This is a genomic window from Cytobacillus gottheilii (assembly GCF_001636345.1).
Classification (GTDB): domain Bacteria; phylum Bacillota; class Bacilli; order Bacillales; family Cytobacillaceae; genus Cytobacillus; species Cytobacillus gottheilii.
In genome coordinates this window covers 1289814-1312081 of the sequence record NZ_KV440945.1, presented here as the reverse complement: position 1 = coordinate 1312081, position 22268 = coordinate 1289814, and the positions used below count along the sequence as shown (strand labels likewise).

Genomic DNA, 22268 nt, shown 5'->3' with positions numbered 1-22268 from the left:
CCTGGCACTTTTGCAATTACATTAAACAGCTATTTTCTTTCGTTCTTTCCTCTTCTCCTGCCAATGTACATATATCTTCGTTTTAGAAAGAGAGTAAACGGTCAGTGCACTCCAAATAAATAGGAAAGCCAGGAGGTCTACCGATGAAAATGCTTCACCATAAACAAACACCCCTAAAATTAGGGTAATAGTTGGCGCAATATACTGTAAAAATCCTAGCATGGATAAAGGGATCTTCTGTGCTCCTTTTGCAAAAAGCAGAAGAGGAATGGCTGTTGCAATCCCTGCTCCAAGCAGCAATAAATCTGTTCCTGCTGACGAGTGAAAAAGAGCCAATGATTGATTTGAATATAAAATAATTAAATAGATTAAGGCAAATGGTGCAACGACTAATGTTTCTAATGTTAACCCAATCGCCGGTTCAACGGTAATCAGCTTTTTCGCAAGGCCATAAAAGCCAAAAGAAAAAGCAAGCAATAGAGATGCCCACGGAACCTGGCCGTAAGAAATGCTTAATATAAGCACGCCAGCTAAGGCCAATATAAAAGATATATATTGCATAATTCCAAGCCGCTCTTTAAAGACAAGCATTCCAAGCAAAACACTTACAAGAGGATTAATATAATAACCAAGACTTGCTTCAATCATCCGGTCAGCATTCACTGCCCAAATATAAACAAACCAGTTGCAGCTAATTAAAACAGATGCTATTACAAGGGCGGCAGCCTGCTTTTTATTTGCCTTTAAGCCTTTTAGTGTTTGTAAAAATGGTGCCCATTTTCGGCTAAATACTAAAATGAAAATCATGAATATGAAACTCCATAAGATCCGATTTGCCAATATTTCATCTGAATTGACATGATGAATGAGTTTCCAGTAGATTGGCAGAATCCCCCACAATAAATATGAGAATCCAGCATACAGTGCGCCGTTTTTAATATCGTTTTGTCCCATCTTCCATCCTCAATTCTTTCTGATTTCGAAATATCACTATTATAGACACCTGTTAAAAAGACTTGCAATATATTTTTATCAATCTTTATTAAAAATTAACTCTATCAACCAAATTCGTTTTGCCCGCCGCTTCATTTCACTCATATTTATACACACTAAAAAAACCGAATCGTTAGAAAGATAAAATTTCTAATCATTCGGTAAAGTTGCTTAAAATATTTATTTCCCAATCTCATTCCGGTACACAGTTTTGCCGCCAATGACGGTTTGTTTTACAGGGATGGAAGCAATCGCTTCCGGAGCAATCGTAAATATATTTTCTTCCAGGATGGTAAAGTCAGCAAGATTTCCTTTTTTAATGACGCCTCGGTCATGTTCATGTGAAATCGCATATGCGCTTCCTTTTGTAAAAAGAGATACCGCTTCATACACAGTAAGTCTTTCTTCTTCGTTATAAACCGTACAATCGCTGCTGTCAATATTGGTTCTCGTTACCGCTGCATGGATGCCAAGCCGCGGATCAACAGGTTCTATTGGCGCATCAGAGCCGCCTGCACAATGGAGACCTTCATCCAATAATGTTTTCCACGCATAGCAATAATTCATATATTCCTGACCGACACGCTCCACGACCCAAGGGAAATCAGAAGCAACAAAGCGCGGCTGAATATCAAGAATAAGCGGGAGGTTTTTGATGCGGTCGATCAGCTCCTTACGCAATATTTGCGCATGAATGAGACGGTCTCTCCCTTTCCCAATTAAAGGATATTTTTCAATGGAGTTCACGACCATTTCAAAGGCAAGATCGCCTATGGCATGAACCGCTACAGGCAAGTTATACTCCCGTGCTTTACTCACGAGCTCATCAAGCTGTTCCTGAGAAAAGATGGCCACTCCAGAAGTAGTTTCATCATCTGCGTATGGATGGCTAAGCAATGCTGTACGCCCTCCTAAAGCACCATCTGCAAAAATTTTCATGGCTCCAAACTCAACCCATTCTGTACCGCTCATAAAATGCTGTCCACTGGCAATCATGCTGTCTACAACTTCGTGATGAACAAGCAAATGTGCCCGATAGTTATATTGATCCTCTTCAATGACTTCTTTTATTGCTTCATATGTATGTCCAAATCCATTGTAATAATTGAGATCTTCTGTGTGCGATCCTGTTAAACCTAATGAATAAGCGTCTGTTATAGCAGCTTGGAGTGCTTTTTTTAAGTACGCTTTTGTTACAGGAGGTACAGCTGAGAAAAGCAGGTCCTGTGCTTGGTCCTTCAATATTCCGTTGAGCTGACCTCGACTGTCCAATTCAATTACACCCCCAGGAGGACACTCTGTAGCTTCACTGACACCTGCGAGTTTTAAAGCTAAGGAATTAGCTGTTAATGCATGACGGCATACCCTTTTAAGAAAAACTGGATGATCTGGTACCACTTTGTCTAATTCCGCTGAAGTGATTGGCGAAGGATCTTCCCATAAATTTTCATTCCAGCCTTCTCCAACAATCCACTCACCAGCAGGGAACTGCAGCGAATATTCCTTAACAGCAGCAAGCACATCTCCTTTGGATGTACACTTTGACAAATCAAGTCTGATCAGCCTTTCACCATGACCAATTAAATGCATATGACTATCAACAAATCCCGGCAGCATGGTCGCTCCCTTAAGATCTTCAATCAAATCAAGATTATTTTTGTACTTTTCCAAAAGTTTATCGTATGATCCTATCTCAATAATCACGCCGCCGTCTGTATAAACGGCTTCTACTTGTTCATTTTCCTGCTGCAGTGTATAAATATTTCCCCCATGCCAAAGCGTTCCCATTGTCCATGCTCCTTTAATATCAATTTGAACATAGTATAGTACACCTTGTTTAAGACCGACAAGCAAAATAAATCTTTATATCCGCCAACGTAAAAATATGCCCTCATACAAAAAGCAGGCACCCTCGCCTGCTTCTCCTCAATTCACACCTTGTTTGCCACGCTCTCCAGTTCTTTTTTCCGCAGCTCCACTCTCATAATCTTTCCTGAAATTGTTTTAGGCAGTTCCTCAACAAATTCAATTTTCCGCGGGTATTTATATGGAGCAGTCATTGCTTTCACATGATCCTGCAGCTGCTGTATAATCTCGCTCTCCTTTTGCTGTGGCAGATCCTTCAAAATAACAAATGCCTTCACGATCGATCCGCGAACTTCGTCTGGGCTGCCGACGACAGCACATTCTTTTACATAAGGATGTTTTACAAGAGCGTCTTCCACTTCAAATGGTCCAATCGTATAGCCTGAGCTAATAATGATGTCATCTCCACGTCCTTCAAACCAAAAGTATCCATCTTCATCTTTTTTGGCTTTGTCACCTGTTATATAATATTCGCCTCTAAACTGCATAGACGTTCGTTCAGGGTCTTTATAATAATTTTTAAACAAAGCAGGTGTGCTGACATGAACGGCAATGTCGCCAACCTCCCCTGCCTCACAAGGTCTCCCTTCATCAGTGATAATGTCTACCTTGTTGCCTGGTGTCGGTTTTCCCATTGACCCAGGTCTGAGTTCCATATCCTTTGTCACTCCAACAAGTAATGTATTTTCGGTCTGACCATAGCCATCGCGCACATTGAGTTGAAAATGTTTCTTAAAAATATCAATCACTTCTCTATTTAACGGTTCACCAGCAGACACAGCACTGCGAAGGTGCGGCAATTGATATTGTCCAATTTCATCCACTTTTGCCATTAACCGATATTCAGTAGGCGTACAGCAAAGAACATTCACCTTATTATCCTGAAGAAGCTGTAAATATTTTTGGGGATCATATTTGCCATTATAAACAAAACCAGTTGCACCTGAGCCCAGCACGGATAAAAAGGGACTCCAAACCCATTTTTGCCAGCCAGGGCCAGCTGTTGCCCAGACGATATCTCCTTCTTCAATCAAGAGCCAGTGAGGTGCAGCTGTTCTTAAATGTGCAAAGGCCCAACCATGTGTATGGACAACCCCTTTTGGATTGCCAGTAGTACCTGATGTATATGATAAAAATGCCATGTCATCTTTTTTTGTATCAGCAGTTGTTAAAGTGGAAGAGGCCAATTCCAGCTCTTCATCTAAATAAAACCAATTATCTGCTTTTTGACCAATTGAAAATTTAACTAATGGTTCTGCTTCTTTAAGCTCTTTGACTTGATCAATAAATGGATAATAACTAATGATCCCCTTCACATCACCATGAGTTATTCGGTATTGCAAATCCTTAGCCCTAAGCATCTCAGAGCTTGGAAGCACTGTTAATCCGATTTTTAATGCACCTAAATATACTTCATATGCTTCAATTAAGCGAGGAATGATGACAAGGACAGTATCTCCTTTTTGCAATCCATGATTTAAGAAAACGTTTCCAACTTTATTCACTCTTTCAATCAAACGATGATATGTAATATTCTTTTTCTCTCCAAACTCATTTTCCCAAATGAGTGCTATTTTACTTTGGTCAGCTGTGAATTTCTCAACTTCTTCAACAAGGTTATACTGTTCGGGAGCAAGTAAATCTTCACGTTTCATATTGATAATCCTCCTTAATTGGTTTATACTCCCAACATTATACTAAATTTTTCAAAAAATCAAAACAATCAAATTTATCAACTTTACAACAATTAATCTAAACGAGGTACTGGCAAAAGAACGTGTGACAAATAAGCTTAAGAAATGCCTAGATTCTTCGCTAGTAAGGTTCAATGATCTTTATGAAATAAAAAAAAAGAAGCAGGGCGTTTGCCCTGCTCCTTGTAGCCATATTATCTATTTTTATTTTTGGTAACCGCCTAATTGTTGTTCAGCCATTTGAACTAAACGCTTAGTGATTTCTCCACCTACTGAACCGTTAGCACGAGAAGTAGTTTCTGCACCAAGGTTTACACCAAATTCAGTAGCGATTTCGTACTTCATTTGATCTAGAGCTTGTTGTACACCAGGAACTAAAAGCTGGTTTGAGTTGTTGTTGTTTGCCATGTGATTTCACCTCCTTGTGAGTATAGAATGTGTAGAATCACATGGCGGTATGCACTTTTAAATTGGTAATTTCATGAAGATCTTCTTAAAATAGATCCTCATCCTCATTTTCATAGCTGAAACCTGGTGTAATTGTTAGCGTTTCTGTATCTTGTACTGCTTTTGATATTGCCTCTGTAAAATCAACAAAGCTTTCAAACCGCTCAACTTTTTCAAGTTTTGGTTTTGTTTTTGGGGATGCTGGAACAAAAACAGTACAGCAATCTTCAAAAGGACGATTAGAGATTTCAAACGTGTCTATTTTTTGTGCGATTTCCACAATTTCTTCTTTATCCATCGTTATCAACGGACGCAGCACAGGTGTAGACGTTACATCGTTAATGGCATACATGCTTTCTAACGTCTGACTGGCAACTTGTCCTAAACTTTCACCCGTGATAATAGCAAGGCCTTCATTTCTTTTGCGAAGCTGATCAGTTATGGTTAGCATCATTCTTCGGGTTGATGTCATCGTATAATTTTCAGGCACCTGCTTCTGAATCATTTGCTGCACCTCAGTAAATGGCACAATATGCAGTGTAACTTTCCCGCAGATTTTTGAAAGTTTTTCGGTTAAATCAATCACTTTTTGCTTTGCTCGTTCACTTGTGAAGGGAGGACTGTGAAAATGGACAGCCTCAATTTCAATTCCTCTCTTCATCGCTAAATAGCCAGCTACAGGACTATCAATTCCGCCTGAGAGCATGAGCATGGCCTTTCCGCTTGAACCAGCAGGAAGACCGCCGGCTCCTTTTATATTTTCACAGGTTAAATAAACTCCTTCTTCCCTCACCTCAATTTGCAGGTTGATATCAGGGTTCTTCACATCCACCTTAGCATGTTCTACATTCTTTAAAATATGGGAGCCAAACGTATGATTCATTTCGCCTGTATCAAGCTGAAACTTCTTATCTGCACGCTTCGATGTGATTTTAAAGGTTTTCCCTTCTTCAAACACCTTTTCAAATAAGGATAAGGCGGCATCCTTAATTTGATCAATTTCACGTTCAGTTTTTATAGCAAGACTAAAGGACTGGATGCCAAAAACTTCTTTTAAACATTGTGCAGCCGCTTCTCCATCTGCACCATTTAATTTCACAAACATTCGGTCACGCTGTGTTTCTATTTTGATTTCCGGGAATTGATATAGCACTCGCTTTACATTCTGTCTTAATTTTTCCAGAAACTTGCTGCGATTTCTCCCCTTGGTAGAAATCTCACCAAAGCGGATTAATATACGGTCATAGTTGATCATCATTTCATTACCTTTCTTAAACTTGTAATTGTTTTTTTAACAGCATTAATAAATAAATGTGCTTCTTCCAATGTATTGTCGTAAGATAAACTCACTCGCAATGCTCTTTTGGCTAATTCTTCATGCACACCCATTGCCAGCAGTGTCTGGCTGACTGCTTTTGATTTAGAAGAGCATGCACTTGTTGTAGAAACGTATATATCATGCTCAGCAAGAGCATGGACAAACACTTCTGCTTTCATACCGCTTATCGAAAAATTGATGATATGCGGCGCAGCTTGATTTGCTGGAGTATGGATCGTTATTCCCTCCATCACACCTAATTCTTCTATGATATAACGCTTAATTTCAGAAAGTGTACTGGATTCTGTTTCCTGCTTAGTCAATTCCATTCTAAGCGCTTTGGCCATCGCAACAGAACCTGGCAGATTTTCGGTTCCGCTTCTTAATTGCTGCTCTTGGCTGCCGCCGGAAAACAGCGGGGAGATCTTTACTCCTTTTCGTATATACAAGGCGCCTGTGCCTTTTAAACCGTGAAATTTATGAGCCGAGATTGTGCAAAGGTCAATATGACAATGCTTAATATTTAGAGGCACCTTCCCAATCCCCTGTACATGGTCGACATGAAAAAGAATATCAGGATAGTTCTTCAGCATTTGCCCAATTTCATGAATTGGCTGAATGGATCCGACCTCATTATTAACATGCATAACGGATACAAGCACAGTATCGTTCGTAATGGCTGCCCGAATATCCTCTATGTCCACAATTCCATCAGCATCAACAGGAATAAAAGTAATCTGGTAGCCGAGTTTCTGCAATTGTTTCATGGCTTCCTTAACAGATGGATGCTCAATTTCAGTCGTAATCAAATGTTTTCCGCGCTTTGCCAGTGCGCCTCCTTTTATGGCAAGGTTGTTGCCTTCCGTTCCGCCAGAAGTAAAAATGATCTCCTGTGCATCCACTTTCAGCAAATTAGCCATCTGTTCGCGCGCCTGAGAGAGCAGCTTTTCAGATTTGGCTCCATATGAATGCAGGGAAGATGGATTACCATAGTAATCTTCACTTACCTTTACAAATGATTGAATGGCTTCTTTATATGGTTTCGTTGTTGCGCTATTATCAAAATAAATCATGATTGGTCACCACCTTATGCAATTCTCAATCTTACCATAAATAGAGGAACTTCGATATATAGAATGAATGGGTATTCTATATTATTGCAATATATTTTTCCTAATATTAAAATTATTTTAAAATCTGCTTTTTTTAAAAATGCATGTTACTATGTTAATGTTCTAAACATTTTGAGGAATGAAAGAATAGTGCAATTGTTTAGGAGGACTATTTTTGAAGCAGCAAACATTATCTTTAAAACAAATATTTGCGATTGGATTAATGCTTTTCGCTTTATTTTTTGGAGCCGGGAATATGATTTTCCCTCCATTTATGGGCCAGGAGGCCGGTACATCCGTCTGGACTGCTGCTTTCGGTTTTTTAATTACCGGTGTTGGATTGCCTTTATTGGCGATTATTGCGATTGCCAGAACGGGTGATGTCCAAACAATGGCGAGCAGAGTTCACCCTGTGTTTGGAGTTGTTTTTACCGTCATTATGTATTTAGTGATCGGACCGCTGTTTGCTATACCGCGGACTGCTACTGTTTCATATGAAATTGGTATTATTCCGTTTCTTGATGAAAACGTTTCCAATTCTTTTTGGCCATTACTTCTGTTTTCAGCTGTCTTTTTCGCCATTACCTTATGGCTCGCTATGAATCCAACCAAACTGGTGGATACCATTGGAAAAGTGTTAACACCTGCGCTTTTAATCCTCTTAGGAATCATAGTAATAAAAGCCATCATTTCACCACTTGGGGAACAAGACCTCCCAAAGGATACATATAATGACACAGCTTTTTTTACAGGGTTTATTGAAGGCTACTTAACGATGGATACCATTGCCGCTCTAGTATTCGGCATAATTGTTATTGGCTCTATTAATGGGTTAGGTGTAACCAACAAAAAAGCAGTTATGAAAATATGTATATATGCTGGTCTCATCGCTGCAGCCGGTCTCGCAATCATTTACGTGTCTCTTGCTTTTATTGGTTCAACTGCTCCAGAAGCAATTGGATTTAAAGAAAATGGCGGAGCGATATTGTCTGGTACCGTACAATATTTATTCGGCCCGCTTGGATCCGTGATTTTAGCAGCTGCCATCATTTTTGCATGTTTAACAACCTCCGTTGGACTTGTTTCATCTTGTGCGGAGTATTTCTCAAAGTTATTTCCAGCTTTCTCTTATAAGACGATTGTTATTGTATTCTCCCTTTTTAGTGCCGTACTGGCGAATGCAGGGCTGACTCAGCTTATTACTTTTTCTGTTCCTGTTCTGGTTATTATTTACCCGCTTGCAATTGTATTAATTGTTTTGTCTTTTTTTCACCAGCTTTTTAAAGGACGTTCTTTCGTCTATATTTGCGCGTTGCTTCCTACCGGTTTAATCAGCTTTGTGGATGGTTTAAATGAAGCGGGAGTGAATGTTTCAGCTATAGGTGAGAACCTTTCGTTTTTGCCTTTATATGCAGAAGGGCTCGGCTGGATCATGCCTGCAATTGCCGGAGCAGCCCTTGGATACTTTCTATCCTTGTTTACGGGCGCAAAGAAGCTTTCTTAAGATGATAACTAACAAAGTACATTCAAAAAGGCTTAGAGGTACATACCTCTAAGCCTTTTTTTACACTGTCTTATTCTTCTTTTACCAGCTCTTCTATTTTCTTCAAAGCACCAGGCTCAACTTCTTCAATTGAAGTGGCAGCCTGTTCAAGTGATGTTTTGTAATCGTAGCTTCTAAAAGACTGTTCTGCCTCTTGTAACGCTTTTTCGATTGATGGATATGAACTTCTATAGCGGTTTCCATATTGAATGACTCTTTCAGCAAGCTGAATCGTTTCGATCATTTCTTCCGTGTAATGTGCCAGTTTATCCACTGTCATTACTGCAACCTCGAGATATTGCTGAACAGTTGGGATATTAAGAGGTTTTTCCTCCAGTTTCTGCATCACATTTTCAATGCTTTCTTGAGTATCGTGCACCAAATATTTATATTCCTGAGATAAACCTGGAATATTGCTTTTGGATACAAGCTTGACCGCCTCTGTCATGGTTTTCTTTAATTCTGCCACTGTTTCTCTAGCAGTCATTTCATCTTTTCTAAGCGCCTGCAGTTTTTCCGAAAAAACATCCTGCTCCAGACAAATTTCATCCAGACTTGATTTGATCTGCAGGAACTCTTCCAATAGATGCGTTTGTGCAGAACCTTGATTTTTAATTTTATGATGCAAAACATCGTATTTTTTGGTTAAAGCTGATAGCGTTTTTTCAAGTTTTATTTGTATTTCTTTATCCTGCTGATCCACATGGTAGCTTTCACAAATTTCGTCAAGCTCACCTTTTAGATCCTTATTGCTTTCTAAGCTATCATATAATCTCTCTCTGACAAGCGGCTCATCCTGCTGCAGATTATGTTTAGCATGTACTTCCTTTTCGAGCAGATCATATAAAAGGTCAATGCTGTCTCTCATATTGTCTACTGTACTTTGCACATGATCAAGCTCTACCTTATAAAGGGATTCCAGGAGCTTATCGAGCTCTTGCTGGAATTGTTCAATGTCTTTTTCCAGCTGAATATGATCGAGAATATAACCGCCTTCCCGCATTTCTTCATATCCATCCCGCAGGTCCGCCATTTGAGAAGGAAGCTTAGACTGGCATTCGATTAGCAGTTCAGGAATAGAGTCCATGCACTGCTGCAAATGATCCAGTATTTCCTGAATCGCCAGTACAACTTCCCGTGCCTCTAAATAATTTCCCTGATCTGTTTTTTCGGCAAACTGTTCAAATAATTCGGCAGCTTTGTCAAATTGCTTTTCCAGTACTTCCTCTGCTTTGCCAAATGTATGTCTGTGTGCCAGCAAAAGTTTTTTGTTTTCCCGATAATTTTCTTTCAGTTCTTCAATTTCCAGCCTGTTTTTTTCCTCACTGCCAACAAGATCTTTTACTTCCACTAGAAGTGCTTTGATTTGTTCTTCAATGCGTTCAAGACTGCTTTCTATCGCACTTAATGCTTCTTTCGCTTTACCGAAGCGATACTTATCAATCGATTCTTCAGCATCAAACAAATATTCCTCTACATTTGGAAGTTCTGCTGTTACGATCTCATCCCAGTTATAGCGCCAGCCTTCAAACAGTTCTTCTGTTTGACCAGTCATATTCAGCTGTTTGACCTTTGCCATTTCATCCAGCACAGGGCGGTCCATAATATCCATTTTCCATGTTTCCAGCCGATCAACTTCTTTATAATATTTCTTTTTTAAAAAATATCCTGTCAAATATATAAGAATGACAATTACGATACCGCCAATTATGTATCCCACTTTTTAAAAGCCCCCTGTTCTGTTCCGAGCCGGTATGTCCATCTATACTTTCACTTTTCGTGTTCAATTCAATGTTTTTATGATACCATGTAAACGACATTTTTTGACTATTTATTTCACATTTTATCGAAATAAATCAATAAATCTTTAACATTCGTTAACATCCAGTTCAAGGAGGGAAAAAAGTATATGAAAAAAGATGGTCATATTCATACACCTTATTGTCCACACGGAACAAAAGATCCTCTTGAAAGTTATATTATAAAGGCAATCTCGCTGGGATTCCAAGAAATATCCTTTACAGAGCATGCACCGCTCCCTCAGAGGTTCTCAGAACCAACTCCTTTAAAAGATAGTGCTATGTCAATGAATCAACTCGAAGACTATTTTAAGGAAGTAAATGGATTAAAGGAAAAATACAAAAGCAGCATCACCGTGAATGCTGGGTTAGAAGTAGATTTTATTGAAGGATACGAGCAGGAGATTAAAGCTTTTCTCAACGAATATGGGAGGCTCATTGACGATTCCATACTGTCCGTTCACTTTTTAAAGCACGATAATGTGTATGATTGTCTCGATCATAGTCCAGACGTTTTTGGTGAAATGATCAAGAGATATGGAAGCGTTGATGCTATTTATGAGCGCTATTACCAAACTGTCACCCTATCTATTCTTGCTGACTTAGGAAAATATAAACCTAAACGAATTGGACATATCAACCTTGTTGAGAAATTTAAGAAAAAATTCCAAAGTGAAAAAGATTTTAAGGACACTTTAATGCCCATTCTGCAAGCGGTGAAACAGAACGGGTATGAGCTTGATTATAATGGCGCCGGTTCAAGTAAACCTTTATGCCGGGAACCATATCCGCCTTTGTGGACAGCAAATGCTGCACTTGAAATGGGCATAACACTTGTTTACGGTTCAGATGCACATCAAGTCAAAGAGCTTGGCCAGGGTTTGCCTATGATGCTTAGCCAAGAATATCTCTATTAAATACTAGGATCATGATGATACAGTCAGTATTTGTTTCCCCTGCTGCTGGCTGTTCATCCTTCCATCGACCCAGCTGTATAATTCCTGCAAATATTTATCAGCAAAATATTTTTCCTGAGGAAGAAGATACAGCACTTCTGTCATATAATGTGTATTTAAAAAAGGCATGGTCAATAGCCCCTTAAGCTGGAGCAGATAATAGCCTGAAGATTCCTGCCGAAATTCCCCATTGGCAAAGCCGTATTCAAAGATGTTTTGAAAAAAGTATTTTTCCTTCATGGCATATGTGGACATAATTTCGCGAACCATCTGTGAATCTAAGGACATTTCCCGCACGATCATTCGTGTTAATTGACTATTTTCAAACTGATAATAGATGATTCTTTCAAGTGTCTTCTTTAAACAAATGATCGCACCATCCTCTAGATAGACGACAGCTTTTTCCATTTCTTTCAAATAGCCCTCATAATAGGCTGTAAAGCAATATTCCAATAAACCTTCCTTATTTCCAAAGTAATAAGCGATATTAGCGGAATTTGAACCTGACTTTTCTGATATATCACGTACTGAAGTGCCTTTAAACCCTTTATGATTAAATAAATATACTGCAGCATCAACGATCGCATCACGTGCATTTTTTTTCAAAATCTTCCCTCTCTTTCTGCATCAGCTAAGATCGTAAAATTTTTCTATAGATTCAAGATTTGTTGCTGTTCATTGAGTTTCTACTTTTGCTATAATGTATACATTCTTGTTAAGATTTCTAGATTCCTTTATAAACATATCGACAAATTCCCGCGAGAATCTTGTGATTTTGCGATACATCTCTATACATTTTTTGAAAGATAGGTGAAACATGATGTTTAACGTCGAAACATACCGCGGAAAACGCGAAGAGAATTACGATCTTGTCATCAAACAGCTTGCCGCTTTGCTTGAAGGGGAAACGAATACCGTTGCGAATTTAAGCAATGCTTCCGCTTTGCTTAATCAATTTTTAGACCGAGTTAATTGGGTTGGTTTTTACGTATTAGAAGATGGTGAGCTTGTGTTAGGGCCTTTCCAAGGTTTGCCTGCGTGTGTGCGAATTCCTTTAGGACGAGGTGTTTGCGGATCCTCTGCACAAGAAAAGAAAACATTCAGAGTAGAGGATGTCCACCAATTCCCTGGACATATTGCCTGTGATGCTGCCTCACAATCAGAAATTGTTGTACCTTTAATAAAAAACGGTGAGCTTCTTGGAGTTTTAGATATTGATTCTCCAGAAAAAAACCGCTTTGATGAACTTGACCAAAGCAAGCTTGAACAATTTGTGCAAGAACTTGTTAAGCATTTGTAATCCATTATAATTAAATGTCAAAATAGCTTGTACATTTATACAACGTTTTAGGACTGCCATGAGCAGTCCTATTTCTTTTTCTAATTCAGTTGGATTCTGATCTGAGGTTTTCTTTAAATTTTTGCTAATGCATTCTCGAGATCCTCGCGAAGATCTTCCCATGCTTCAAGTCCAACCGATAAGCGCAGCAGCGAATCAGATATTCCCATTTGCACTCGGTTCTCTGGAGGAACTGAAGCATGTGTCATCGTTGCCGGATGCTGAATCAGCGTTTCTGCATCTCCAAGGCTGACGGCGATCTGGATAAGCTGCAGTTCATTCATAAATGCCTGTGCTGCTCGCTTATCTCCCTTTAATTCAAAAGAGATCAAACCACCAGGCTTTCTCATCTGTTTATTTGCTATTCTGTAATCAGGATGTTTTGAGTTGCCTGGGAAATAAACTTGTGCAACCTTATCATGCTCACACAGAAAAGCTGCCAGTTTTTCAGCGTTCTCGGTATGACGATCCATCCTGACAGCTAGTGTTTTTAAGCCTCTAAGTAATAGCCATGCATCGAAAGGAGAAAGTACGCCGCCAATATCCTTTTGAGTTGTCTGGGCAATTTTCGCCATCATTTCCTTGCTGCCTGCTGCGATACCGGCAATGACATCACCATGACCGCTAATATATTTCGTTGCACTATGAACGACAATATCACACCCAAGTGCAAGCGGATTCTGCAGATATGGCGAACAAAATGTATTATCCACAACAACCGGTATTCCTTTTTCACGGCCCACATCAGCCACCATCTCCAAATCAACAAGCTGCATGGTTGGATTAATTGGCGTTTCAATATAGAGACAGGTTGTTTCCGGCCGGATCGCCTGCAGCAGTTCATCTCTTGACCTCATTGAAGAAAAATCGTGAGTGATTTTATATTTTTCTTCCATCAGCTTTAACAATCCAAATGTACATCCATACACACCTTGTGAGCATAAAATATGATCTCCCGTCCGTGTTAATGACAGCAGAATCGCAGAAACCGCAGCCATTCCAGAGCCAAATGCTAGTGCCGCCTCAGCCTGTTCCAATTGCGCCATTCTTTGCTCAAAGCTGGCTACTGTCGGATTGCCAAGGCGCGAATAAATAAATCCATCCTCTTCACCTGAAAAACGCCTCTCTCCTTGCTCAGCATTTTCAAAGGTAAAGGTAGAAGTTTGAAAGATTGGCGGTGCAAGACTGCCTTTGAATTCATTAGAATGGTAACCTCCATGAATCGTCATTGTCTCGAAATGCTGCTTTTTCATAGGCTAATCTCCCCTTCTTTTTTTGGAAGCGTTTACATTATTCTCTTATTAGAATATGATACTTTATCAAAAAATGGAAGAGTAATAACTTCATTTATTTATATAAACCCTTTCGCGTTGTTGGGAGCTGAAAACAATTAAAATGTAAAAAAATTAAGATGCCCTTAGTGGACATCTTAATTTTTTTGGACAACCATTTTGTTTTTCCCTGTTTCTTTTGCTATATAGAGAGCTTTATCTGCACGCTTAAATAGTGCTGAGTACGTATCTTCTTCTTGTACATCCGTAATACTTGCTTTGCTCCAATAGGAGACCCCGCATGAAATGGTAACATGGGGGTTAGTAGTATTGCCTACTTTTTGCACAAGTCGATTGGCAATAGCAATCCCAACTTCTAAGCCGACGTTTGGCAAATAAACGGCCAGCTCCTCACCGCCCCATCGTGCCCCAATATCCGAGCCGCGAATATTTTTTCTGATTAAATTGGCGACTTGAACAATTACCTCATCACCGGCCTGATGACCATATGTGTCATTTACCTTTTTAAAGTTGTCAATGTCAATTAACATAAAGGTTCCTTCTTGATCCTCATTCATGGAGCTATAGATCTTTTTATCAAGATAGCTTCTTGAGAAAAGCTTTGTCAGATGATCTGTGACGACCATTCTTTCTAACTCTTCTCTTAACATTGAATTGGTAAAAGCCAATGTAGAATGATGGATAAGTGATTGCAGCAGTTTAAAGGATTCAAACGAGAAATGATACGGCTGCTGATGCATCACAAGCGCAAATCCCTTCAATTCGCCCGATTGATCCATTGGAACGGCCATTATGGATTTAAATCCTTTTTCTTCTGTGCTATCAGGAAAATGAAAGTCACCTAAGAACAGCGGCTCTCTTTCCTTCGCAATCTTGTCTTTCATCAGATGAATATATCTCTCCGACTCTCTTACCTGAAAGAAGGAAGTGCTGCCCTGCAACACGTTAATATCCTCACCATCATTTAATAATAAAATGAAGCCGACTTCCTCGGCACCGAATGAACTTGAAATTTGCTCTGACATGTATTTCATTGTTTCAGTAAGTCTTAAATCGGAATTTAACCGGTGGGAAGTTTCATTAATAAGCTGCAAGTCCGAGATCAATCGCTTTGATTGCTGATACAGCTGGGCATTTTCAAGGGCACTTCCTGCTGTATTTGCGAGCAGTGAAATAAACTCAACCTCATTTTTAGGAAAATTCACCGTGTTTGGCGCAATTACCTGCAAAACGCCATATACTCCTTGCTTACCCATTAATGGTGCATACAGCACGGATCTTTCATACGACTGGGAATCCTCAAATTGAATCGTTCCAGTCACATATGCCTGCATCGCAGAAATGTTTTCACTATCATATTCCAAATCCTTAATAGGCAAGTCTGTATTATTATTGTTGTCGTGTGAAAGAAGCAGATAATAGGTAAATGTTGGGTAAACCTCCTGCAAAGTTTGGATAATCTCACCTAAAACACTATCCATACTCATGGAAGAGTGAAACTTTTCTGTAACCCTAAATAACTGCTGATATCGCTTCTCCTCAGAGAGCACAGTTGACAGCTCTTGAATTTTCGCTAAAAAATGTCCGCATTCATTTGCAAAAACCTGCAAAACATCTTCAGAAATATGAAATTCCTGATCATTTCCCTCAAAAATAAGGCAGCCAAGCAACTGATTTTCCTTTTCTAATAAAAGCATTAAAGCATTTCCTTCAATTTCAATTAAACTCGTCCGATTCATTGGTGCACCACTGCGGCTAAAGTCAGGAATGGAACGGATGTCGATTTTTTTCGGAAACATCTCTACATCAATATTGCCCATTGGAGCTTTAAATTGCAGAACTTGCTCTTGTTCATTACGTTTATAAAGAAGGATACCAGGCACTTCAAGCAATGAATGAATGGCTGTCAGCATTTTATTTACAATATGATCATAATGAAATAAACCACTCTCTGTATCAATAAGATCATAGAAGTGACTTTTTAGTTTTATTATTATTGGATCTTCCTGTGTATTGACCATCAACATCATCACCTGTTATACATGCTGACATTTAACCAGCATGCCCACTGTTATTTAATCCTGCAAGTTCTCAACTATACTAAAACTGCCGCTTTTTTGAACAACTAGCCATAAAGATTGATCAGCTGCCAAAGAATGAATAGCGATGGGCTCCTGCACTCCTTGTCTATGCAGCTCCTCCACTTTCACCCTTGTTAGCTCATCTCTAAATAAAGGATCTTTTATTTTGGATGCTTCATCTTTCTCAGCTGCTTCAAGGGATTCATCCAGATAAATCCAATCATTACTCATATATACCCATATTCCTCGTTTTGACTCATCATTTGTAAGCTTTTCTGGAATTCCTTTTAATGTGACTGCCTGAAGAGCTGTGAATTTATGCCCATTTGACACGTCAACTTCATAGATTGCCAGCACATGCTCTTGATTTGTCTCTTTGTACAATGCCACTTTAGGATTTTCATTTATAGATGTCCCTTGTTCTAAAACTAGATAAAGCGGTGTATATGTGTCTTTTGAATCAATCACTTTATCATTTTTTACATATAAAAAAGCAAAAACAGTGACACTGATACATAGAAAAATGAGCACCATGCGGGTGTTTCTTTCTTTTCTTGATTCCTTCACAACGATCACTCTTATATCTATTTTCCTATATTATAACATTAGGTTGCCTTATCCTGTATATTTAATTTCATTAATTAGCTTTTTACGATATCATGGTAAGATTGTACTTATATTGATTTGAGAAGTTGCTCCCTGAGTAAAGGCAAATCGTATAGTATTTCCACTAGTCTGCATCTCTGCATCTCGGTCAACAAAAGATCTGAAGAGTTCTTTCTGCTGCAATCGTATTATGTATGGCTTAGCAGCCAATAATATAAGCGGAGTTTTTCCGGTTAAATGCAAAATAATGCTCAATTGGGCTTAAATAAGGGGAGTTTTTCCGGTTATTCACAGCAAAACCCTTTATTTTGTCGTTTTTTTAGGAGATAGTCGGAAATCCTCCGTCTATTTTAGCTATTTTTAGGGGTTTTTTATAAATAAGAGAAATTTCTCCGCTTATTTCAGGCTTGCATTGTTTCAGCAGGCTATCCCGTTATTTTTAACAGATGTTTCTTTTCGGATTTGAGTTTAATTTCTTCTTTTAAAACAGTTAGCTTTTTTCCATGACAATGATTAGCCTAAATTTACTTAGTCCGTAAACGCCTCTTCTATCATCCCCTTTAACCCGTGGCTGGTATACTTTCTTTTTAAGTATTGAGATTCCTATTGACTTATTGCAGGTAAAAATTATATAATACTCTTTGTGTAAAATATTGCAGCCTATGCAAACACTTTTTGATCTCATTTTGTTCCTCAATCAGATTTTATTCTGAGGATGGGGTACTGTGTAACCCTTAGCTGCTAGGGCGAAGGTACATGAAAACAAAATGCTCTTAGAGAACGTAAGCATCTGTTTTTATTTTACCCAAATAAAAACACTAAAGGAGGAGTCTCTCATGGCTCGTTATACTGGCCCAAGCTGGAAATTATCTCGCCGTCTTGGCATTTCTTTAAGCGGTACAGGTAAAGAATTAGAAAAGCGTCCTTACGCTCCTGGACAACATGGTCCAAACCAACGTAAAAAATTATCTGAATACGGTTTACAATTGCAGGAAAAGCAAAAGCTTCGTCACATGTATGGTGTGAACGAGCGCCAATTCCGCAACTTGTTCGATAAAGCAGGTAAAATGGCTGGTAAACACGGTGAAAACTTCATGATTCTTCTTGAATCACGTCTTGACAACGTTGTTTATCGTTTAGGCTTAGCGCGCACTCGCCGCCAAGCTCGCCAAATCGTTAACCACGGTCACATCATGGTTGATGGAGCTCGCGTAGATATCCCATCATACCGCGTTGCACCTGGTCAAACAATCACACTTCGCGAAAAGTCTCGCAACCTTGACATCGTGAAAGAAGCAATCGAAGTAAACAACTTCGTACCTGATTTCGTTTCTTTCGACGCTGACAAGTTAGAAGGAACATTCACTCGCCTTCCTGAGCGTTCTGAACTTCCTGCTGAAATCAACGAATCATTAATCGTTGAATTCTACTCTCGTTAATAAAAATACTTTATTAACGAGTATAAGAAAAAGCCTAGTCCTTGTTATATCAACATGGACTAGGCTTTTTTTATTTTCTGGTTTGTAGAATAATGTATAATCAACTATTAATTTGGGGCTGACTGGGACTAATTTAGGACTAAATATAAGTGGACAGGTGCATTACATAATCTCACTAAAACATTATATAAATTTGAAGCATCCATAGATTTTAGGTGATATACGAAAGCAACTAGTTAAGTAAAATTGTTTTAAAATCCCATAAATGATATTTAAAGTATTATAATTATATTAAAGATATAGTTATCAAATATTATAAGAGAGTCTATTTCGTATAGACGCTCTAGCTTTTTTTAGGAGAATATATAATGACAGGCACATTATTAAAAATAATTGCATTGATCGCAATGTTAATTGATCACATAGGTCAGTTTATACCAAATACACCAGAATTCTTAAGGTGGATTGGAAGATTAGCTGCCCCAAACTTTATTTATTGTGTAGCAATAGGATATAAATACACAACAAATACTACAAAATACTTAAAACGATTATATATTTCTGGTGTTATAATGGCCTTTTTAAATGTAGGTCTTCATATTGTATTCAGTAAAGATGGCGGGATGGCTGTCTCAAATAACTTTTTTACAACTCTTTTCTTGTCTGGCTTTATTATGTATTTACTTGATAAAAAAGAGATAAGACTTTTTATTATATTCTTTTTATGGCAAATAGCATCTTTAATCCTGTGCATAGTTTTTTCTGAATTATGGGTGATTAGTGACGACCTTTCGTACCCATTTTACGGTGCAATATTTGGTAATCTTTATCTGGTTGAAGGCGGCTTCTTGTTTGTTCTTCTTGGAGTCATTTTCTATTTTTCAAACAGCAAGAGAATTATGACAATAAATTATATACTTTTTTGCCTTTTACTAATCTTTTTATCTGAAACTTTTGGAGGTGGGTACGGCTTCTTTACATACTATGGATTTCCTTTTAGTGAATATCAATGGATAATGATTGCCTCACTTCCAATCATCTTACTTTATAACGGAAGAAAAGGCATAGGGCTTAAATACTTTTTTTATTTGTTTTATCCGATCCATATAATTATTCTCTATATACTTGGTGTTAAACTCTTTGGATAGATATTAAATTTAAAATGGATATTCTGCCCCTACACTTGGAATGACTCTCAGTAAGTTTTTTTAAAGGCTTATTTAATACACGCATGAGTGAAAAGAGTTCCGTTTTCATCTAATATGAGATGGGACAACCTATTTCAGAGTCTTTGAGTGAACATACAAAAAACCCTTGAAATGTTGTTCAAGCAACATTTCAAGGGTTTTTATTTTGATTACACCCGCAAATTATTTCCTGCTCATTAAGGGATCTCCAGACAGATAATTTCGCAAAAATTACGCCAGAATTTGTGCTTTAATTTTCTCAAACATCTCTTCTTTGCCCATTCCTGTGAGTAATGGAACTCCATCAATAATTCTGCTTTTTACATTATCCGGAACCAATGTAGTCGACACAATAATATCATAATCATCAAGACGGCTTAATTCCTCACTAATTTTTGACTGGTATAGTTTCACATTGTTTTGAAGTCCATTAGCTTCTAGCCATGACTTTACTTTTCCTGTAACGATTGTTGATGTTGCAACACCTGTTCCACACATAATTAATAATTTCTTCATTTCCTATCACCCTTTTTTTATAGTTTGTTTTCTTCTTTTTGTCCATAAGCCGTTTTATAAAAATGGCTGCACTGTCTGATTACTTCTTTGCTGAGCGGCTGGAGATCTGGTTCATGCAAGGTAGCGTAATGTGCATATTCTGCTGTTTCCTCTAAGATGACAGCAGCCTTTAATGCATGCTCAATATCTTTGCCAACAGTGAAAACTCCATGGTTTCGAAGCAGCACAGCAGATGAATCACTGATATGGTCGATAATTTGCTTGCCTATCTCTTCTTCACCAATGGCAGCAAAATCAGAACAGGGTACCCGATCATTAAACAGATTAGCTGCTGTTGTTGTGTATGAAGGAATATCCAGCCCACGTATTGCAAAGCTTGTTGCAAATGGCGAATGGGTGTGCACGATGCTATGAATATCATCACGATGCCGATAAACATATAAATGACTGGCGGTATCTACAGATGGCTTTAGTCTGCCTTCAATCACATTGCCATCTAAATCAACGATAACCATATCCTCTGGTTTAAGCACATCAAAGTGGACTCCGCTTGGTTTGATAACTACCCTATTACTCTCAAAATCTCGATAACTGACATTTCCGCTAGTCCATTTTACTAGCTGCAAATCCTTTAATGCCTTATTTGCGTCACATACTAACTGTTTCCAAATCTCCAGCATTTTTCTTCACCTTCAATCTTGTAAAAATAATTATAAGTTAGCACCAATGTCGTCGTTTAATTTCGCTTCTCTCTTAGGTTTAATTTTATTTAAATAGATTAATCCGGCAAAAGCGATAACACCGATGATTGTAATCCCGCCCCAGCTGAGAACCTGTGCTAAGCCGACAAATATGAATGTCGTCCAGACAGCCCCATCAACAAGGGCTGAAATACTTGAGTTCCCTGCCATATCAAAGTTTGCAGCCAAAGCAGCCTCAGTAATTAATGGCGCCGCCCATGAAGCTATTAACAATCCAACCGCCATATAAATGGTGCCTGCTACGACCGTTCTAATAATATTCCCTCTGAAAACCGGCGTCATCAAACACACTAAGAAAGGAATGGTCGCTAAATCACCAAATGGCAATACTGTATTCCCTGGTAAAATGACGGCTAAAAACAGGGTGATTGGTACAATAATTAATGATGCAGATAGTACTGCCGGATGTCCTACTGATAAGGCACTATCCATTCCAATGTAAAGATCTCGTCCCGGCATCCGTTTTTTAACAAACTCACTGGCAGCTTCCGAAATTGGTGAAAGCCCTTCCATAAGTAGGGATACCATTCTAGGCATTAACATCATCACTGCTCCTGTTTGAACAGCAAGCTGCATGACTTCACTCACACTGTAGCCCGCTAAGAAACCAATCACAACCCCAATTAACACACCCATTACGGTGGAGTCTCCGAAAATACCAATCTTCTTTTGAATCGTTTCAGGATTAGCTTCTAACTTATTAAAACCAGGAATTCGATCAAATACCCAATTTAATGGCTTCGCTACTAAATAGGATGGAGCAGATGCACCGTGCGGAAATGTAATCTTCGGAAAGCCATAGAATTTCTCTATATCCTTTGCAATTAAGTCACCCAGGAAGAAAATGACAACTAAATGAATGGCAATTGTATATAGGCCAAGTGCAAAGTTTCCAGTTAAAACGTAAACGAGGGATCCCGTAAAAGCACAATGCCAATAATCCCAAATATCAACATCCAATGTCTTTGTTAATCCTGCAAACAATAGGACTACATTCAGTCCGATCCCTAATGGAATCGCTAAACTTCCTAAAGCGGTACCGTAGGAAATGGCTGCAGCGGCTGGCCAGCCAACATCAATTGTACTGAGCTGAAACCCAAAATTATCAACCATTGCTTTCGCTGCTGGTCCTAAGCTGTTTGTTAACAATCCAATAACAAGGTTCAGACCAACAAATCCAATCCCAACAGTTAAACCAGCTTTAAAGGCTTTGGCAGGTTTAGTGCCTAATATAATCCCAAAGATAAACAATAGAATAGGTAGCATAACACTTGCACCAAGATCAACAAACCATTGTAATACCGCCATATAAATCCCCC

Annotated in this window: 19 protein-coding genes; 5 read left to right on the top strand and 14 right to left on the bottom strand. The window is 38.7% G+C overall.

Going from position 1 to position 22268, the window contains the following annotated elements; translation table 11 throughout:
* Window positions 1–21: 21 nt before the first annotated feature.
* The 6 genes from rarD to A6754_RS06240 form a co-directional block, all read right to left on the bottom strand.
* On the bottom strand, window positions 22–954 hold the full coding sequence (gene rarD / locus A6754_RS06265; protein ID WP_066443010.1) for an EamA family transporter RarD: 933 nt from the start codon (window positions 952–954) through the stop codon (window positions 22–24).
* A gap of 219 nt (window positions 955–1173) precedes the next feature.
* Window positions 1174–2781 (bottom strand): amidohydrolase, encoded by a 1608-nt coding sequence (locus A6754_RS06260; RefSeq protein ID WP_066443009.1) that lies wholly within the window; start codon window positions 2779–2781, stop codon window positions 1174–1176.
* 143 nt (window positions 2782–2924) lie between these two features.
* Complete coding sequence (gene mbcS / locus A6754_RS06255; RefSeq protein WP_066443008.1) at window positions 2925–4514, bottom strand: acyl-CoA synthetase MbcS; 1590 nt, start codon at window positions 4512–4514, stop codon at window positions 2925–2927.
* A gap of 243 nt (window positions 4515–4757) precedes the next feature.
* Complete coding sequence (locus tag A6754_RS06250) at window positions 4758–4961, bottom strand: alpha/beta-type small acid-soluble spore protein (RefSeq protein ID WP_066443007.1); 204 nt, start codon at window positions 4959–4961, stop codon at window positions 4758–4760.
* A gap of 85 nt (window positions 4962–5046) precedes the next feature.
* Entirely contained in the window at window positions 5047–6252 is a 1206-nt protein-coding gene (gene thiI / locus A6754_RS06245) for a tRNA uracil 4-sulfurtransferase ThiI (protein ID WP_180320276.1), read from the bottom strand.
* Window positions 6253–6254: 2 nt separating this feature from the next.
* Entirely contained in the window at window positions 6255–7391 is a 1137-nt protein-coding gene (locus A6754_RS06240) for a cysteine desulfurase family protein (RefSeq protein ID WP_066443006.1), read from the bottom strand.
* Between the two features lie 214 nt (window positions 7392–7605).
* Between A6754_RS06240 and brnQ the strand changes: the two genes are divergently transcribed.
* The gene (gene brnQ / locus A6754_RS06235) at window positions 7606–8934 is read left to right on the top strand and encodes a branched-chain amino acid transport system II carrier protein (protein WP_066443005.1); all 1329 of its coding nucleotides are present in this window, start codon (window positions 7606–7608) and stop codon (window positions 8932–8934) included.
* A gap of 70 nt (window positions 8935–9004) precedes the next feature.
* On the opposite strand, the gene ezrA is transcribed toward brnQ, so the two are convergent.
* Window positions 9005–10693 (bottom strand): septation ring formation regulator EzrA, encoded by a 1689-nt coding sequence (gene ezrA / locus A6754_RS06230; protein ID WP_066443004.1) that lies wholly within the window; start codon window positions 10691–10693, stop codon window positions 9005–9007.
* A gap of 189 nt (window positions 10694–10882) precedes the next feature.
* Here ezrA and hisJ point away from each other — a divergent pair, with 189 nt between their 5' ends.
* Window positions 10883–11689, top strand: coding sequence for a histidinol-phosphatase HisJ (gene hisJ / locus A6754_RS06225; RefSeq protein WP_066443003.1), 807 nt, complete (start codon window positions 10883–10885; stop codon window positions 11687–11689).
* 9 nt (window positions 11690–11698) lie between these two features.
* Here the strand turns inward: hisJ and refZ are convergent, their stop codons facing one another.
* The gene (refZ, locus tag A6754_RS06220) at window positions 11699–12334 is read right to left on the bottom strand and encodes a forespore capture DNA-binding protein RefZ (protein ID WP_066443002.1); all 636 of its coding nucleotides are present in this window, start codon (window positions 12332–12334) and stop codon (window positions 11699–11701) included.
* Window positions 12335–12548: 214 nt separating this feature from the next.
* Between refZ and msrC the strand changes: the two genes are divergently transcribed.
* The gene (msrC, locus tag A6754_RS06215) at window positions 12549–13028 is read left to right on the top strand and encodes a free L-methionine (R)-S-oxide reductase MsrC (protein ID WP_066443001.1); all 480 of its coding nucleotides are present in this window, start codon (window positions 12549–12551) and stop codon (window positions 13026–13028) included.
* Window positions 13029–13141: 113 nt separating this feature from the next.
* Here msrC and megL read toward each other — a convergent pair whose 3' ends face one another.
* The 3 genes from megL to A6754_RS06200 all read right to left on the bottom strand — a co-directional run bounded on the left by megL (window position 13142) and on the right by A6754_RS06200 (window position 17007).
* Complete coding sequence (megL, locus tag A6754_RS06210) at window positions 13142–14320, bottom strand: methionine gamma-lyase (RefSeq protein WP_066443000.1); 1179 nt, start codon at window positions 14318–14320, stop codon at window positions 13142–13144.
* A 176-nt stretch (window positions 14321–14496) separates the two neighbouring features.
* Window positions 14497–16380, bottom strand: a complete 1884-nt coding sequence (locus tag A6754_RS06205) for a sensor domain-containing diguanylate cyclase (protein ID WP_066442999.1) — start codon at window positions 16378–16380, stop codon at window positions 14497–14499.
* 54 nt (window positions 16381–16434) lie between these two features.
* Window positions 16435–17007, bottom strand: a complete 573-nt coding sequence (locus tag A6754_RS06200; protein ID WP_066442998.1) for a hypothetical protein — start codon at window positions 17005–17007, stop codon at window positions 16435–16437.
* Between the two features lie 875 nt (window positions 17008–17882).
* Between A6754_RS06200 and rpsD the strand changes: the two genes are divergently transcribed.
* Window positions 17883–18485 (top strand): 30S ribosomal protein S4, encoded by a 603-nt coding sequence (gene rpsD, locus A6754_RS06195; protein ID WP_066442997.1) that lies wholly within the window; start codon window positions 17883–17885, stop codon window positions 18483–18485.
* 368 nt (window positions 18486–18853) lie between these two features.
* Entirely contained in the window at window positions 18854–19633 is a 780-nt protein-coding gene (locus A6754_RS06190; protein WP_066442996.1) for a TraX family protein, read from the top strand.
* A 270-nt stretch (window positions 19634–19903) separates the two neighbouring features.
* Here A6754_RS06190 and A6754_RS06185 read toward each other — a convergent pair whose 3' ends face one another.
* From A6754_RS06185 to A6754_RS06175, 3 genes are read right to left on the bottom strand one after another with little or no spacing between them, the layout of a single operon-like run.
* Window positions 19904–20188 carry a PTS sugar transporter subunit IIB gene (locus tag A6754_RS06185; RefSeq protein ID WP_066442995.1) on the bottom strand — a complete coding sequence of 95 codons (285 nt, stop codon included), beginning with the start codon at window positions 20186–20188 and terminating at the stop codon, window positions 19904–19906.
* Between the two features lie 17 nt (window positions 20189–20205).
* Window positions 20206–20868, bottom strand: a complete 663-nt coding sequence (locus A6754_RS06180; RefSeq protein WP_066442994.1) for an L-ribulose-5-phosphate 4-epimerase — start codon at window positions 20866–20868, stop codon at window positions 20206–20208.
* 30 nt (window positions 20869–20898) lie between these two features.
* Complete coding sequence (locus A6754_RS06175) at window positions 20899–22257, bottom strand: PTS galactitol transporter subunit IIC (protein WP_066442993.1); 1359 nt, start codon at window positions 22255–22257, stop codon at window positions 20899–20901.
* Window positions 22258–22268 lie beyond the last annotated feature (11 nt).